Consider the following 16,763-nt stretch of genomic DNA (forward strand, 5'->3'; position numbering starts at 1 on the left):
CCTTATACTTTTTTCGGCCTTCACATTTTTTTAAGACGTTCCAACATTAATCTCCTAGTCTATTCATGCTCATTATAATCCAGACTATATATTTTATCCTTATCCACCCCATCTACTAATGCATTTTGAATATCATTTGATATTATACAAAAGCAAGCTATAAAGATACAAAAATATTACATCAATATAGCTTGCTTTTTACTACATAAACTCTGATATTTACTGCTTATAGCATCGATATTCTATTATTATTTTTTTCCACTTGCTATCCAAGCATCTAATTGGTTTTGCTTTTCTTGTATAATCTTATCCACACCAGCATCTTTAAACGCATTTATATATTTAGGTAGATATTTGTCCGGATCTAGCATACCACTCTCTAATCCTGCATCATAATCTTGAGCTACAATATTAAGTATATTAATAATCTATTGAACTCCCTTTTACTAAAAATGTTGTTACACTTTTCTCACCTAGTTGAACTGTAAATTCTTCATTTTTGATCAATTTCATTGGCTGCCTTTTAAGATTTTTCTCTTGATTCGTTACATAAGATTTAATAATTTTGGGTGAAAACCCTTGCAGATTGAAATCAATATTATATTCTTTATCAGTTTCGTTTATAGCTACTATAATAAGTTCATCAGTTTTAGGATTTTTATATGCCGTTGTATATATCCCCTTAATTGGGTTTTTCGTCGTTTCTATACGAATGTATTCTGGACGTATAAATTTACTATAATTACCTAGTGTATAGAATCTTTTAGATACGATGTACTGATTATTATCTTTATCCATCTTTATTAGCATTTCATTGGTATCTTTATATGAAGCACCTAGCCAGTAGCAAAAAGCATTGGCTTCTGCCGATGACATAAATTTATGAATGGTCTTTGCCCAGCTAAGTCCATCTTCAATATCTGTCTTAAATGGTGTGCCAGTATCTGATGTTTCGGTCAGCCATACTTTTTTTCCCTTAGCATTAGCAACAAAAAAAGGCTTTATTATTCCCCGATAATAATGACCCCCTACTATATCAACCATTGAACAAGCATTAGCACTTTTTAATGCTGGAATAACTACAGACTCATTCCAGTTTATTCCCATCTCACCCGCTATTACTTTTGTTTCTACGTTTTCTCGCTCAAATGTTGGTTTTAAATAATTACCTATAAAATCTTCCATCATGCTACCTGTCCATAAACATGACTGCCATTGGGCAGCATATTCTGGTTCATTTGCAATAGATACAGCATAAATATCCACATCATGATATTGTTTATACCCTTTTACATATTGGGCTAAATAATCAGCATATTTTTGATAACATTCTTTTTTTAAAAATCCTCCCCTTTGAATCCTATTATTAGTTTTCATCCATGCTGGAGGACTCCATACAGTACTGAATATCTTATCAACTCCCCTTTTTTTAGCTTCGTTTATAACCCATAATTCTGCATCATCACCAGAAAAATCCCACACTCCATCTTCAGGTTCGATGGTAGGCATATTTAATCCATTTCCTACTTCACATCTTAGTATTGACAGACCTATACCTTTAGATTGAGAAAACAATAAATCCATAACTTTTTTTCGCTCGCTAAAATCATATAACTCTTTAGCATAAATATCAGCAGCTTGAGATACGCCAAATCCATCTATCTTCTGATGTTCATTGTTCCACTCAATCACAACTCTATTATCTGTACATGCACATGCTGAATTAAACGGTAATGACAATATAACAATCAATATTGCCATAATACATATTATCCACCTGAACACCTTGTATCTTGTATCCATCCATTTTCCCCCTTTAATTTTTAATATTATATATTTATATAAAAATTAACTTGAAATATTAGAAATTTATCATTTATAAAAACAATAGAACTGTTATATCTCCCACTTAAGAACTTACCATCTATATATAATCTTATGAATAGAAGATTTTGTTTTATACATGTTAAACTATATATTTTATTGTTTTTACTATGGGTTTTGAATCATAACAAGAAATTACTATAACTCATTCTATAGAATTTCTATACTCTATAGTCGTAAATCCTGTATATTTTTTAAAAAGCTTACAAAAGTAATTTAAATCTGGTATACAACATTTTCACCAATTTCATATGTTTTATAATCTATATTTACATATATTTATTTTCTGTATATTGTAAAAAATACCGATCTCTATGGGGTAATAATATCCAAGAGATCGGTATTTTTTTATTTTGTTCTATTCTGCTTCCAATTCTTTTTTAGTCTGTTCTATTATCTTACCACTTATATTACCTGGCACCTCTTCATATCTTTCAAATACAAGTTTGAACCATCCCCTGCCTTGGGTCATTGATCTAAGATCTGTAGCATATTTGGTCATCTCTGCTTGGGGGACTTCAGCCTCTACCTTTTGTAACCCGCTCCCCAAGGGGATCATACCCAATATACGTCCTCGTCTCCTATTTAAATCACCTATTATATCACCCATGCATTCATCAGGTACTACTACCTCAGCCTTCATTATAGGTTCTAATAGTACAGGATTTGCCTGCTCTAACTTTCTAAATGCCAAGGATGCAGCTACCTTAAATGCCATCTCAGATGAGTCTACGCTATGATATGACCCATCATACAGAGTAGCTTTTAAACCTATTACAGGATAACCTGCCAAGACGCCCTTTGGCAAACATTCTATAAGACCCTTTTCAACTGCAGGTATATATTGCCTAGGTACTACACCGCCTACTATCTTATCTACAAATTCAAAATCCTTTGAAGGATCATTTAGTGGTTCAAACTGCATCCATACATGACCATACTGTCCATGTCCACCACTTTGCTTTTTGTGTTTGCCTTCAGCCTTTATGGATTTTCTTATTGTCTCTCTATAGGCCACTTTAGGCTCTTCATATACCAAACCTACACCAAATTTGGTCTTTAGTTTGTTTGCAACGACCTCCAACTGAAGCTCTCCAACACCAGATACCAGTGTTTGACCTGTTTCATTATTCTGTATTACTTTAAATGTAGGATCTTCTTCCATCAAACGATACAATCCTCCAAAGACCTTATCTTCCTCGCCCTGTTTTTCAGACTTCACAGCCAGGGATATGGCCGGCTCTGGAAATTCAATACCTTCATATATAATTGGGGCATTATTATCACACAATGTATCCCCTGTAGTAGTAAACTGTAATTTGGAAATGGCACCAATATCACCGGGCTGTATGCTATCTATTTGTGTTTGCTTTTTACCTTTTAGAAAATATATTGAGCCTACTTTTTCAGTCTTGTCTTGATTTGGATTATATACATTCATTCCAGATGATAATGTTCCGGATAAAACCTTAAAAAGTGAGAGTTTTCCTACGAATGGATCTACTAATGTTTTAAATACTATAGCTGAGAATGGTTCTTTTGAATCATATTTACGTTCTTCCTGTGTCTCATTATTAGGATTAGTTCCAATTGATGTTTGCCTGTCTAACGGCGATGGGAAATAATAAACAATGGTATCCATGAGCATTTGTATACCCACGTTGTTAAATGCAGACCCGCAAAGTACAGGTACTATATCACCATTTAACACTCCTTTGCGCAATGCAGTTCGAATTTCATCCACGGTAAGTTCTTCGCCTTCAAAATATTTTTCCATAAGTTCTTCATCGGTTTCAGCCGCTGCCTCTACAAGCATAGTTCGCACCGGCTCAAGCAAATCATTTATGTCATCGGGTACTGGAATGTCCTTCATACCTTGAGCTGTGAACTCCCTAGCTGTCATATTGACAACATCTACAAAACCTTTGAACGTATCGCCCTTCATAATGGGTACCTGGAAAGGCGCAATAACTGGACCATACTTGTCTTTAAGCTGATCTATAACCTTCATGAAATTGGCATGTTCCTTATCCATTTGGTTTATAAAAACCAATTTGGGGATATCATATTTTTCACAATAGTCCCATGCCTTTTCAGTACCAACAGCTACTCCTGAAGTAGCACCAACCACAATGACGGCGCTATCTACCACCTTAAATGCCTGTAGCATCTCTCCTATGAAATCAAAATATCCAGGCACATCAATGATATTTATTTTATGATTATTCCACTCTAGCGGGGCTAAAGCGGCACTAATTGATATATGCCTTTTTATTTCTTCAGAATCAGAATCTGTGGTAGTGGTGCCATCGTCAACTCGGCCAAATCGGTCAGTAGCCTTGGCATTATAGAGCATTGCTTCTGTTAATGTGGTCTTGCCTTCGCTGCCGTGACCTACTATAGCTACATTTCGAATATCGCTTGTTGCATAGTTTTTCATTAACATTCCCCCTAGCCTTATAATAGACACCTGTGTCCTTATAGTTAATTGTAACATACTTTGCCATGTATAAACAATAGTCAAAGCAAAAAGGTTTTTAATTAAAATGCAAATGTGGTAAAATATATCTAAATAGATATATGAATATATACGCACGGAGGAGGATGCTCATGGATAAATATATACCAGAAGTGAAAACTGTATTAAGGCGGCATATGATAGAGGTACCGCTATGTATTCGTAACGCAAGTGGCATAAGAATCTTTGGACGAAGAATAAAATCCCTTGCCTTTACTACAGATGTGGCAGTCATAAAGAACATCAATTCAGACGCCATAATCGCTGTATATCCATTTACTCCACAACCCACCATCACACAGGCTATCACCATGGCTGCAGATATACCAGTATTCTGTGGGGTAGGAGGAGGTACTACTAGCGATAAGAGGCGAGTGGTCAATTTGGCATTAGACGCAGAATTTAAAGGAGCTATGGGAGTGGTGGTAAATGCGCCTACGCCAAATGATACCATAAGGGCTATGCGTGGGGTTATTGACATACCTATTGTAGTGACAGTAGTATCGGAGCATACTGATTTTAGGGCTAGATTAGAGGCGGGAGCCAATATATTAAACGTATCCGGGGCAGCCAAAACCGCCCAAATAGTAAGGAAAATACGTGACGAATTCCCCGAAGTACCTATAATCGCTACTGGTGGGCCAAATGATGATACTATATTGGAAACCATAAGCGCAGGTGCAAATGCCATCACCTACACTCCACCTACACCTGCAGATCTATTCAAGGGACTCATGGAAAAGTATAGAGATGAGCTAGCATAAAATAAAAAAGAGCTTAATATGATATGATACTTCCAAAGTAGACAGTCTAATTAATTAAAAATTAGATTATCTACTTGGAGGTATTTTTTATTTTATGTCCCTAATTTTTATTATTGTAATAGTATATCTTGCCATCGTCTATAAATTCATCTAGCTGTCCCTTATTATATAAATAGGATATAAAAGCTGATACGGCTGCAAAATTTAAATAATACTGCTGCTTGTCCATTGGTAAATTGTTCAGTATGGCAATATTTTGAAGTAGATCTTCCCTTGTAAGGGGCTGTTCTAAAATAGTTAGACATTGACTACAATAGAATTCTATATTAGCAATATTTCTATCGGCTAATGATATTATTTCACTTTTCTCATATATTTGGTCGCTATGACCTACAACAAAATACTCTGCATCTACATCCTTTATGGCGGATAATGTGCTTAAGGAATCCTCTATATTGTATAGATAGGGAAATGAATATTTATCTAATATCTTTTCACTAAAAATACTATCTCCCAAAAAGCATACCTTATCAGGTGTTATTATACCTATCTGCTCTATGGAATGACCCCTTAAAGCTACTATCTCGAACTTCTCATCATTTATCTTATTTATACCGTATTCAGGATTATAGTCTACCCTTATGGGGTTATTTCCCTTTTTCATGTTCTTTAATCCGTGGGATGAAAATAGTGTATATGGCAGAAAATCTGGATTTTCCATAAATATCTTTTCCTTTTCCGAAGCATACACTATACATCCCGGATAATTATCTATAAAATAATTATTCCCTCCGCAGTGATCCAAATGGCTATGGGTATTTATTATATATTTAGGATGAAGCCCATTTTCATCTAAAGTGTTCTCAACCCTTCTGGCTGCAGTATTATTTATACCCGTATCTATAAGTATACAGTTCTTATTTTTAAATGCATATATACCTACATTGGTAGCTCCATGTATATAATAGGTATTGCCACGTATTTTTCTGAGTGTCATCTGTCATTTTCCTTTCAGTAAACAAATAATTACTATTCATATTATAACTCTATCTTTTTGAAAATTGCAAATTGACTAAATATATCTTTTGATCCCCTTCATAGCATCAGAAAAAGGATACTAGTTCATAAAAGCAGTATCCTTTTCTGTTTTAGTATAAAATTTTTATAATCTATCATTTTTCTTGCGTTAAGATGGAAAATACTTCATCGTTCTCAATGCAATCCCTGTATCAAATGATGAAACACTGCTATTAGCTACTCTCAATATTATAGATAATGCTATTATTACAATTATTACTATTACTATCCACATTATATTCTTCTTGTCAAAAAAAAACACCTTCATGGATGCACACCCCCTAATAAAAAGGTATGCCATATATCTATCTTTTAGACTATTTTATACCGTCAACAGTGCAATTTTCTAATTATTTATTTTGCCTTTATGGGCATTTAATAACTTGAAAAGACTAACAAAATTGATATAGAATAGATTATATAGATGCAAAATAGTATATAATTAGAAAGGAGTTTTTACAATGGCAAATGATATAAAATATGATACCTTTATACAGGAAGTAACACATCAATTAGGTCATGGAGGATTGTTTTTAAACACCAAGGCGGGAGATACTGTAAACACCATGGTCATAGGTTGGGGAGGCATAACAATATTCTGGGGTAAACCTATATTCATAGCACCGGTAAGGCAATCTAGATATACACACGAACTTTTAGAGAAATCCAGCGAATTTTCCGTTAGTGTTCCTCTAAAACCAGATGAAAATATGAAAAAAACCCTGGCTTTCTGTGGGAGCAAATCTGGACGTGATATGGATAAATTCAGAAAATGCAACATCACCCCAGTAGGCGGGAGGAGTATAGATGTACCAATCATTGGTGAATGTCCCCTTCACTATGAATGTAAAATAATTTATAAGACGGATATAGTGCCTAATACATTGGATAAAACAATAGATGATAAATGGTATCCTGATTATCATACCCTATATTTTGGCGAAATACTAAACTGTTATACCATATAATATCTAAAGCTTTAACTGCCTTTGTTCATTGAAAAAATTTCTATATGCAATGTAACCTGCCATAAATGTAGATATGGATACAGTGGCTGTCAGCATGAACGTTACCATTATCTGGTATTGTATAGCCTTAATTGGTGGTGTACCTGCAAGTATGAGTCCCGTCATCATGCCTGGCAATGATACTATCCCAAGGGTCTTCATAGAATCTATGGTGGGCTGCATTGCCAGCCTTATGCTATCCCTTATTATATACATAGAGGCCATCTTTTCCGAAGCCCCAAGGGATAGCTTTATTTCTACCTCCTGTGCCCTGTCGGAAAATTGCTGTTTCATCTGTCTAAAGCACAATCCCACAGCTACCATTGCATTACCAATAACCATCCCACTTACAGGTATAACCTCAGAGGGAATATATTTTATTGCACCAACACCTACCAAAATAGCCAGCGTAACTCCCGCCGCCACGCCAATTGATACAAATGCTATTAGTCCACTTTTTTCTATGCCCTTCCCCCTTTTACCCGCAATTCTACTAGCATTATATACCATAAATATCATCATCAATGTGGTGAAAAGCCAATTATCCAGACTGAATATATAGTTAAGAATAAATCCAACAGCAGTGAGCTGGATGACCGCCCTTAATGTTCCCACAATGATATCTTTCTCCAACTTTAATTTTTGCCATGCGGAAAAAAATAAAGCAATGAGGACCAAAATTGATGCCATAATGAGGGATTGTATATTTAATGTCATACCTTCCATAACTTCATTCCTCCCCCTGTCTAAATTTTTCTATTTCAGACTTGTATTCTGTAAACAATTGATTAGTAGGTAAAAAATGCTCTATCTGTCCCTTTTTTAGATATAAGGTCTCTTCTCCCCAACGTTCTGCTTGAGCTATATCATGGGTTACTATCAAAACAGTAATGTCTTCATCCCTTGCATATATGCTTATAAATTCTTCTACCCTCTTAACATTTACAGGATCAAGTGAGGCCGTAACTTCATCTAAAAGCAATACCTCCGGCCTTATTATAAGGCTCCTTATAAAGGCGATCCTTTGCTGCTCTCCACCTGAAAGCTGGTAATTCTTTTTATCTAAAAAATCCTTTGGAAGATCAAGGGCCCCCATCATTTTATACACCCTTTCAATATCTATAGACTGATGGTTAATCGCAAATGGGAACTCTATATTCTCCATCACCGTATCACCAAATAGGTAGGGCTTTTGAAATACATATCTAACTTTTTTCCTAAAATCCAATTTGTCATATTCCATAATATCTTTTCCTTTATACAATATCCTGCCTGAACTAGGGCTATTTAAAGTCGATAAAATTCTAAGGAATGTACTCTTGCCACTTCCTGAAGGTCCTATTATGGTTATAAAATCCCCTTTATGTATCTCCAAGCTTATATTTTTTAGTATAGCACCGTTCTTTCTTACTACAGATACATTCTCCAGCTTGAATATCTCTTCCATACATAAATACCCCCTTTCACATCTTCTATATATAAAAAAATATCCTATGGCTATTATATCATAACCATAGGATATGGGGGTTTCCTTAATCCTTTTTAAACCAACTCTTTATCCATTGGAAGAATCCGGATTTTTCTTCTTCCTTGTTATCTATCTTTTCTGTCTTTTCTTCCTTGCCCTTTATCTCATCGGTCTTCATGACAAACTTGACGCTACCTTCCATACCCTCACCAATACCAGTAAAGGTACTATAATCCTCGGATAATTTTAACACCTCATCCTTTGTATCTAGCGCATCACGCAAGTCATCTAACCTGTCAGAAACCTCTGAATCTATCTTATCAATACCTTCTTCTTTAAATTTGTTCATACCATCACTTAATTCTTTAGAGCCATCGCTTAGCTTCCCTGCACCATCGGATAATTTCGATATACCATCCTGCAAGGTAGCTGCACCATCATCAAGCTTTTTAGCCCCATCAGATAGCTGACCCATACCGCCAGTTAAATCATCGACACCTTTATTGAGTGGTGCTACTCCACCTTTTATCTTACCAGCTCCATCATCTAACCCCTTAGCACCTTGCTCTAGTCCTTTAGCACCATCTGTTAATTGCTTGGTAACACCTTTAAGTTCCTTTGATGCACCACCAAGTCCAGTAGACACCTCTTTTGAAAACTGATTAGCGCCTTTTGATAGATCAGATGCACCTTTTGATATCCCCTGTGCACCAGCGGTAAGCTTTTTACTACCTTCAGCTGCTTGATTACTCTTTCCTTCAAGCTCGGACAGGCCTCCATTTACTGCTCCTGCTCCCGCCTTCAAAGTATTTAGTCCTTCTTCAAGGTCATTCAGACCTGCTAAAAGCTGATCAGAAGATTGCAATAGTCCATTCAGACCTGTCTTTTGCTTTTCAAGTACTCCTAGCATCTGATTAGCCAAGCCTTCGGCACCAGGCACCTTAGCAACTCCATTTACCAGTTTTTCTAGTACATCTACACTGCCTAGCAAAGCCTTGACACCTTCACGTTCTGCAGACTTACCTGCCTTTATCTTTTGAACACCTTTCAGTGCTTCATCTACACCGCCTACTACCTGCTCCTGCCCTGCATGAAGCTTAGATACACCGCCAGATAACTGCTCCAATCCTGCACTTAGCTCACCACTTTTTTGAGCTAATTCACTTGAACCGCCGGCCAATTTATTTGCACCCTTTTGTATCTCGTTTGCACCACCTACTATCTTATCCACACCTTGAGATAATTTAGCAGGAACCTGTTCTACAAACATCTGTGCGCCCCCTGCAAATTTCTTTGCACCGGCAGCATATTCTGTAGCACCTTTTCCAAACTCTCCTACTCCGTTTGTAAGCTGTTTTACCCCATCGTTTAATTTAAAAGCACCATCCTTGGCATTATTTATCCCATCAGACAATGCAGATATACCATTTCTAAGCTCACCTACTCCACTGTCCAGCTTGTCGAAATTTTCCTTGAAAAGCTCCATATTATCAGATAGTTCCTTTGCTCCATCTACAAGCTTTTGTGTAGCATCTCTAAGTTCATCTATACCATCTGTCAAGTCATCAAAGCCCTTGGCATCTTCCAGCTTTTCAGTACTAGGTAGATTTGGAGTAGCAACTATCATCATAGGTTTCATTTCGAAGTTTGTTACATCAGCTATAATCTCCAAATCTTCTTCCAGATCCAGATTCAATATATCGTTTTTTGTATCTATACTATCCTTCAACCCAGGAATAGTAGCAAAGGTTACCACTTGGTTTTTACCATCGGATGCAATTTCTCCCCTGTTTATTTCAATATTTGTAAACCGATCCATTGGCAAGTTTACTACAGCTACCGCCATAAAGGGGGTATATATGGTCTTTTGCCTTCCGTTTATTTTAACAGTATGGGCATCCTTATTCTTGATGCTTAAATTTATCTTTAGCCTACCCGATTTACCACCAAGCTCTTCAGGCGCTACTTCCTTACCATCGAGGGTATATACTATTTTAACATCCAAAGGAAGATCCTTATCTGTTTTCCCCTGATAGAATATATTCTCCTTATCTGTCTTCCATATTAACTCTTCGCCTTTGAGCTCCGGCTCTTCATCGCCTTTTACATTTATTATATCATTTAATATGGATTTATCCTTTATTTCAGTCTGTCCATCCGTCTTAAGCCAATCGCTTACTATTACATCTTTAACTCCGCCATTTGAATCCAGAGTTATATAGACAGATTCATCTTTTTTAACAGGCATTGCTGCAAATGCAGTGCTGCATAGCATACTAGCTGCCAAAGTCACACTTAGCACCGCTTTTGATGCTTTTGATATGGTCTTTCTTCTATCCATGTCTAACATCTCCTTCTATAAATATGCTTTAGTTGGTTGCTTCTTGAGGTCGCGAAACCTTAGGATGCTTTGCCCAACCCCTTGTTGTCTTAGCTATAAAACCTTCAAAAGCAATTAATAGTGAAGGTAGTATAAATATTATAACTACCATACTTATGATTGCTCCACGGGAAATTAAGCTACACAAGCTCTTTATAACCTCCATATGGGATATAAAGCCTACACCAGCAGTAGCACCAAAGAATGTCAATGCACTAGTTACAATGGATCTGGCACTACCTAAAACGCTGATACGAGCAGCTTCAAATTTATCGTGACCATTTAACATCTCTTCCTTGAATCTAGTAGTCATAAGTATGGCATAGTCTACCGTAGCCCCTAATTGTATCGTACCTACTACTATTGAAGATATAAACGGTATTGAAGTATTCGTATAGAATGGTATTCCCATATTCATAAATATTGCAAGTTCTATAGATGCAACCAGTATTATTGGAATCGATATGGAACCGAATACTAGCAGTATTATAGCAAATATAGCTATTATGGATACACTATTTACATGCTTAAAGTCCTGCTCTGCTATCTCTATAAGATCCTTGGTAAGCGGACCTTCACCTGCGACTATACCGTTTTTATCATATTCCTTTATAATATCTTTTACAGCATCTATCTGAGCATTTTCTTCATCCCTTGCCGCCTTATACTCTGAATTTGCAATTATAAGGTTATAACCTCCCTGTTTAAATATATCCCTTAAATCATCAGGGACAAAACTCTCAGGAATTCCTTCGCCTATGATGCTGTCATATGACACTACTTTATTTATTCCATCCACTTTCTCAATTCTATCGGTCATCTCCCGCAGCTTATATCCTGGGACATCATCATTCACTATTATAAAGTGGGTGGTAGTCATATCAAACTCTTCTTTTAATTTATTTGTAGCTACCACAGATTCCAAATCCTTAGGTAAGGAATCATCTAAGTTATAGTATACGTCTACACTTTGTTGACCATATACTGCCGGCAAAAATGCTAATAGGAATACTACAACGAAAACCTTGTAGTGCTTCGTAACAAACGCTGCCGATTTTTCAAACCTCGGAAGTACTGTTCCATGTCTAAATCTGTGAATGAGCTTATCAAAATATAGTATCATGGCTGGTAGTACCGTTATAGTAGTTAAGACGCCAAGCAAGACACCCTTTGCCATAACAATACCTATATCCTTACCTATGCCTAGCTGCATAGCACATAATGCTAGAAAACCTGCAACTGTAGTCAAAGAACTTCCAGTTATAGCTGCAAATGTACTAGCAATAGCTGTAGCCATTGCATGGTTTTTCTCCTGTCCCTTACTCAATTCTTCATCATACCTATGCATAAGGAATATGGAATAGTCCATTGTAACACCTAGCTGCAATACTGCCGCTAATGCCTTTGTAACATAGGAAATATTGTCAAGGAAACTCAAGAGGACATTGGTGCCCAAATTATACACTATTGCAAATCCTATACTAAGCAAAAATACAACAGGTACAAATGTGGACTCCATACTAAGCATAAGTACTATAACCGCCAATATAACGGCTAAAAGTACATAAAAAGGTGTTTCCTTATCAGATAGAGCCTTTGTATCTCGCATAATTGGCGCTGCTCCACTTAAGAAGCACTGCTTGTTAGACAACTTTCTGACCTCATCTATTGCGTCCATCGTTCGTTCACTAGCCGCCGGCTCATCGTATTTTATTATTATCATGGTAGCATTTTCGCTATAGAATATATCCTTTACATCGTCTGGTAATATCTCCTTAGGGATTGTAGTATCTACCAGATCATCTATCCATATGGCCTCTTGGACACCATCTACATCTGCCACTTTATCCTTCAATTTTGCAACATCCTTCTCTGGCATATCCTCTATAACCAAAAAAGAAGTAGCAGCCGTTGAGAATGTGTCCTGCATTATCCTCTCGCCCTTTCTGGTATCCAGTTCTTCGGGCAAATATGTTAAAAGGTCATAGTTTACCCTACTTATTGACATACCATAAAGGGAAGGAATAAGAAGCAATATGGCAATTATTAATACCAATGCTCTGTTTCGTGCTATGAATAAACCAAATTTCTCCATCGGTCATCTCTCCTTTATTAGCAAGCCTTAATTGTTGTAATATTGTATATTCCGAAATTCATAATATTTTGCCAAAAAAATATATAATTTCTATACTTGTAGACCTGCATTTACCTTTACCAGAATCTCTTTCATAAACTCTAGCTCATCATATGTTAGCACTCTTAAGATAAATTCTGTCGTCTCAATTTTTATCCTCCGGATTTCCTTAAGTATCCTTATACCTTCCTTGGTCAGTTTAACCAGTACTTGGCGCCTGTCTTCTGTACCAGTATATCTGTCTACATATTTTTTGTCAATTAGTCTGTCTATAGTGGTTGTAGGGGTGCTAACAGACACATTAAGCTCTCTAGCAATTTCCTTCATAGTCTTAGGTCTGTCATCTCCTATGGCATATATGGTCTTTATTTCAGTTATAGTAAGATCCTTAAGATGCTTAAAGGCCCTGCTCTTGCTCTCTATAGACTCATATTTATTAGTTATTTTTCTTAATAAATCATCAATAATAAATATGTCATCATTTGTCATTATCTCACCCCCGGTTATTTGGAATTTCGAAATATTTCATAACCGTATATTAGCACTAACATATATTTTTGTCAATTAATTTTTCGTTAAGATTCTATTACTATTATATCATATTGTAAGAACCTTCTAGTAAAATCATAAATATACCGTTATAAAAATTACACATATTTAAAATAGTATTGCAAAAGGGACAGAAAACCACACTCTGCCCCCCTATATTCTTAATATGAAGTTTTAAGTAAGTCTAGCAAAAAATCCTCTATCAATGAAGTACCATAATCAGAGCTAGGTGCCCATTGTTCGCCTAAATCCTCAAATGTTTCCGCCTTACCATATAAATATGAAAAATGCCTAGGATCATATGTTTTTTCTTTAGGATATCCCGGAGTACCGGCATATAACGCTAAATGATCCAGATGGGCATCTACCCCTTCCTGCCAGCTCTTAAAAACCTGATGCGCTTTGGGGTCAATATTTGACCCGCCCTCAGTAATTTTAAGCCCACATGGATTATGAAATTCTTCAGATATTACACCATCAAACCTACCAAATCCAGTCTCTTTGGCCGCCTGAGCATATGCACCTTCAGGATTTATACCTTTTTTTACTCCTAGCCTATAATAGATCTCCGCTAATTCTATAAATGTTTCAGTCGCTCCACGTTTCTTTGCCCATGCCTTCATCTGCTCTACACATGAGTTGCTATTAGCAGCAATCATACATGGCTTTCCCATGTCACCTCTGTCTACACTTCCTCTAGATATAGGACTCCATTTCAAAGATTGGGATGGTAAGGGCGGTATCTGTTCTAAACATACCACATTATCCTTGGGGGCCGATACAGTTAATCTGATTATAGGATCATATTTAACCCAGCTAGAGCCGCATACCAATCTTGGTACAATCCCATCTTCGGTTACAATAACAAATCCAAGGAGCAAAGCTATCAGAGATAGGGAAAGCATAAGCATATCCAATACCTCTGACAGCAATTGTCTGGTATATCCCTCATCATATTGCAAGCTATACATTAGCTCTCCCTTCCAGACTATTTATTTAATAGCTTTAAGGCCTTGTTCACCACATTATCTACTGTAAAACCAAAATCTTTGAATAGGATGGAGGCGGGAGCTGAAGCTCCAAATCTGTCAATAGATATTATATCCCCTTCATCACCTACATATTTATGCCATCCCATACTACATGCAGCCTCTACTGCGATTCTAGCCTTAACATGCTTTGGTATCACTTGTTGTCTATATTCTTCTGATTGTTCTTCGAACAATTCCCAAGATGGCATACTGACTACCCGTGCATCTACACCCTGTTCTTTAAGCTTTTTACCTGCATTATATACCAATTCCACTTCCGAACCTGATGCCATAAGTATAATATCAGGATCAGATTTCTGTGAATCAAGTAGTATATAACCACCCTTTAATGCATCTTTACCCGTTTCGTCATAAAGGGGCAAATTTTGCCTGGTAAGTACTAGTGCTGTTGGACTATTCCTTCGTGTTAATGCTGCATACCATCCAGCAGCTACTTCCCGGGCATCAGCTGGACGAAATACGGTAAAATTAGGAATACTCCTAAGAGCCGCCAATTGTTCTATTGGCTGATGTGTAGGTCCATCCTCACCTACCCCAATACTATCGTGGGTAAGCACATATACAACCGGCAATCCCATAAGGGCGGATAATCTCATAGCCGGCTTCATATAGTCACTAAATACAAAAAATGTCGCTACATATGGTCTTAATCCGCCATGAAGAGCCATACCATTTGCTATGGCAGCCATACCATGCTCCCTTACACCAAAGTGCATATTGGAGCCTGTACGATCCTCAGCTGAAAAATCCCCTCTTTCCTTCATATTTGTCTTGTTAGAAGGCGCTAAATCAGCAGAGCCACCTATGAGATTTGGTATAGCTTTAGCTAGCCTATTTATTGTTTCACCTGAAGATGCCCTGGTAGCTGATGGTCCATCAAACTTCCAAAACTCTTCATCATTTAGCAAATCTACCGGTAATTTAGCATCATGCCATATTTCCCACTCATGGGCAAGCTCTGGATAAGCCTTTTTATATTCTCCCCATAGTTCTTTCCATTGTTTCTCATATTGTATGCCATTCTCAATCAAGGTATTCATATGATTTTTTACATCATCAGGCACATAAAAAGCCTCATTCCATTTCCAGCCTAAAAACTCTTTCATAGCCTTTATATTGTCATCGCCTAGAGGTTCACCATGTGCCGATGCCTTACCTTGTTTTGCCGGGCAACCATATCCTATACTGGTTTTTACTATTATAAGTGATGGTCTGGTATTATCCCGTTTTGCCTCATCTATAGCATCACTTATGGCATCTATATCATTCCCATCTTCTACCTTAATTACCTGCCAACCGTAAGCCTCATATCTCTTCCCTACGTCTTCCCTAAAGGCAATATCAGTCCCGCCTTCTATGGATATATTGTTTGAATCATACAGCATTATAAGCTTGTCAAGTGATAGGGTTCCTGCCAATGATGCTGCCTCCGATGATATACCCTCCATCATACAACCATCTCCAGCTATGACATAGGTATAATGATTCACTATATCATAACCTGGTTTGTTAAACTTTGCCTCCAAATACGCCTCGGCAATAGCCATACCTACGCCATTAGCTACACCCTGTCCCAATGGACCAGTAGTGGTTTCTATACCTACTGTATGCCCATATTCCGGATGCCCCGGCGTTTTACTACCCCATTGTCTAAACTGCTTAAGATCATCTATGGTAAGTCCATAACCAAAAAGATGCAAAAGGGAATATAAAAGGGCTGAACCATGACCTGCAGACAATATAAATCTATCCCTATTTAACCAGTTCGGATTTTTAGGATTATGTTTCATATGTCTGCCCCATAATGTGTATGCCATAGGTGCGACTCCCAATGGTAAACCTGGATGTCCTGAGTTTGCTTTCTGTACTGCTTCAGCCGATAATATACGAATAGTGTTTATAGCTAACTGTTCAACATCATGCATTTTAT

The 16,763-nt window shown here is 37.0% G+C and carries 15 protein-coding genes; 2 read left to right on the forward strand and 13 right to left on the reverse strand.

Annotated elements, in window-relative coordinates; genetic code table 11:
- Positions 1 to 248 precede the first annotated feature (248 nt).
- The 4 genes from EJN67_RS01400 to fusA all read right to left on the reverse strand — a co-directional run bounded on the left by EJN67_RS01400 (position 249) and on the right by fusA (position 4,324).
- The gene (locus EJN67_RS01400; protein WP_341538788.1) at positions 249 to 428 is read right to left on the reverse strand and encodes a DUF3502 domain-containing protein; all 180 of its coding nucleotides are present in this window, start codon (positions 426 to 428) and stop codon (positions 249 to 251) included.
- Positions 421 to 1,803, reverse strand: a complete 1,383-nt coding sequence (locus EJN67_RS01405) for a glycoside hydrolase family 30 protein (RefSeq protein ID WP_129721514.1) — start codon at positions 1,801 to 1,803, stop codon at positions 421 to 423. Before EJN67_RS01405 ends, EJN67_RS01400 begins: the two co-directional genes overlap by 8 nt.
- 226 nt (positions 1,804 to 2,029) lie before the next feature.
- Positions 2,030 to 2,113, reverse strand: coding sequence for an AraC family transcriptional regulator (locus EJN67_RS14490; protein WP_129721716.1), 84 nt, complete (start codon positions 2,111 to 2,113; stop codon positions 2,030 to 2,032).
- A 129-nt stretch (positions 2,114 to 2,242) separates the two neighbouring features.
- Positions 2,243 to 4,324, reverse strand: a complete 2,082-nt coding sequence (gene fusA / locus EJN67_RS01415) for an elongation factor G (protein ID WP_129721515.1) — start codon at positions 4,322 to 4,324, stop codon at positions 2,243 to 2,245.
- Positions 4,325 to 4,488: 164 nt separating this feature from the next.
- Between fusA and EJN67_RS01420 the strand changes: the two genes are divergently transcribed.
- Positions 4,489 to 5,166 (forward strand): hydrolase, encoded by a 678-nt coding sequence (locus EJN67_RS01420; RefSeq protein WP_165000674.1) that lies wholly within the window; start codon positions 4,489 to 4,491, stop codon positions 5,164 to 5,166.
- A 100-nt stretch (positions 5,167 to 5,266) separates the two neighbouring features.
- Here EJN67_RS01420 and EJN67_RS01425 read toward each other — a convergent pair whose 3' ends face one another.
- Together EJN67_RS01425 and EJN67_RS13965 are read right to left on the reverse strand one after the other, a co-directional pair.
- Positions 5,267 to 6,163, reverse strand: coding sequence for an MBL fold metallo-hydrolase (locus EJN67_RS01425; protein ID WP_129721517.1), 897 nt, complete (start codon positions 6,161 to 6,163; stop codon positions 5,267 to 5,269).
- A 189-nt stretch (positions 6,164 to 6,352) separates the two neighbouring features.
- Positions 6,353 to 6,511, reverse strand: coding sequence for a hypothetical protein (locus EJN67_RS13965; RefSeq protein WP_165000675.1), 159 nt, complete (start codon positions 6,509 to 6,511; stop codon positions 6,353 to 6,355).
- A gap of 193 nt (positions 6,512 to 6,704) precedes the next feature.
- Between EJN67_RS13965 and EJN67_RS01430 the strand changes: the two genes are divergently transcribed.
- Positions 6,705 to 7,211: a flavin reductase family protein gene (locus tag EJN67_RS01430; RefSeq protein ID WP_129721518.1), complete on the forward strand. Its 507-nt coding sequence runs from the start codon at positions 6,705 to 6,707 to the stop codon at positions 7,209 to 7,211.
- A 3-nt stretch (positions 7,212 to 7,214) separates the two neighbouring features.
- Here EJN67_RS01430 and EJN67_RS01435 read toward each other — a convergent pair whose 3' ends face one another.
- The 7 genes from EJN67_RS01435 to tkt form a co-directional block, all read right to left on the reverse strand.
- Positions 7,215 to 7,976, reverse strand: coding sequence for an ABC transporter permease (locus EJN67_RS01435; RefSeq protein WP_129721519.1), 762 nt, complete (start codon positions 7,974 to 7,976; stop codon positions 7,215 to 7,217).
- A gap of 4 nt (positions 7,977 to 7,980) precedes the next feature.
- On the reverse strand, positions 7,981 to 8,697 hold the full coding sequence (locus tag EJN67_RS01440) for an ABC transporter ATP-binding protein (protein WP_129721520.1): 717 nt from the start codon (positions 8,695 to 8,697) through the stop codon (positions 7,981 to 7,983).
- A gap of 85 nt (positions 8,698 to 8,782) precedes the next feature.
- On the reverse strand, positions 8,783 to 11,059 hold the full coding sequence (locus EJN67_RS01445; protein WP_165000676.1) for a hypothetical protein: 2,277 nt from the start codon (positions 11,057 to 11,059) through the stop codon (positions 8,783 to 8,785).
- A 28-nt stretch (positions 11,060 to 11,087) separates the two neighbouring features.
- Complete coding sequence (locus EJN67_RS01450) at positions 11,088 to 13,193, reverse strand: efflux RND transporter permease subunit (protein WP_129721522.1); 2,106 nt, start codon at positions 13,191 to 13,193, stop codon at positions 11,088 to 11,090.
- A gap of 90 nt (positions 13,194 to 13,283) precedes the next feature.
- Positions 13,284 to 13,721 carry a MarR family winged helix-turn-helix transcriptional regulator gene (locus tag EJN67_RS01455; protein WP_129721523.1) on the reverse strand — a complete coding sequence of 146 codons (438 nt, stop codon included), beginning with the start codon at positions 13,719 to 13,721 and terminating at the stop codon, positions 13,284 to 13,286.
- A 221-nt stretch (positions 13,722 to 13,942) separates the two neighbouring features.
- Positions 13,943 to 14,752, reverse strand: coding sequence for a glucosaminidase domain-containing protein (locus tag EJN67_RS14200; protein ID WP_243641198.1), 810 nt, complete (start codon positions 14,750 to 14,752; stop codon positions 13,943 to 13,945).
- 17 nt (positions 14,753 to 14,769) lie between these two features.
- Positions 14,770 to 16,758: a transketolase gene (gene tkt / locus EJN67_RS01465; protein WP_129721524.1), complete on the reverse strand. Its 1,989-nt coding sequence runs from the start codon at positions 16,756 to 16,758 to the stop codon at positions 14,770 to 14,772.
- Positions 16,759 to 16,763 lie beyond the last annotated feature (5 nt).

Origin of the sequence: Xylanivirga thermophila, from assembly GCF_004138105.1 — a bacterium.
In the GTDB taxonomy this organism is placed as follows: domain Bacteria; phylum Bacillota; class Clostridia; order Caldicoprobacterales; family Xylanivirgaceae; genus Xylanivirga; species Xylanivirga thermophila.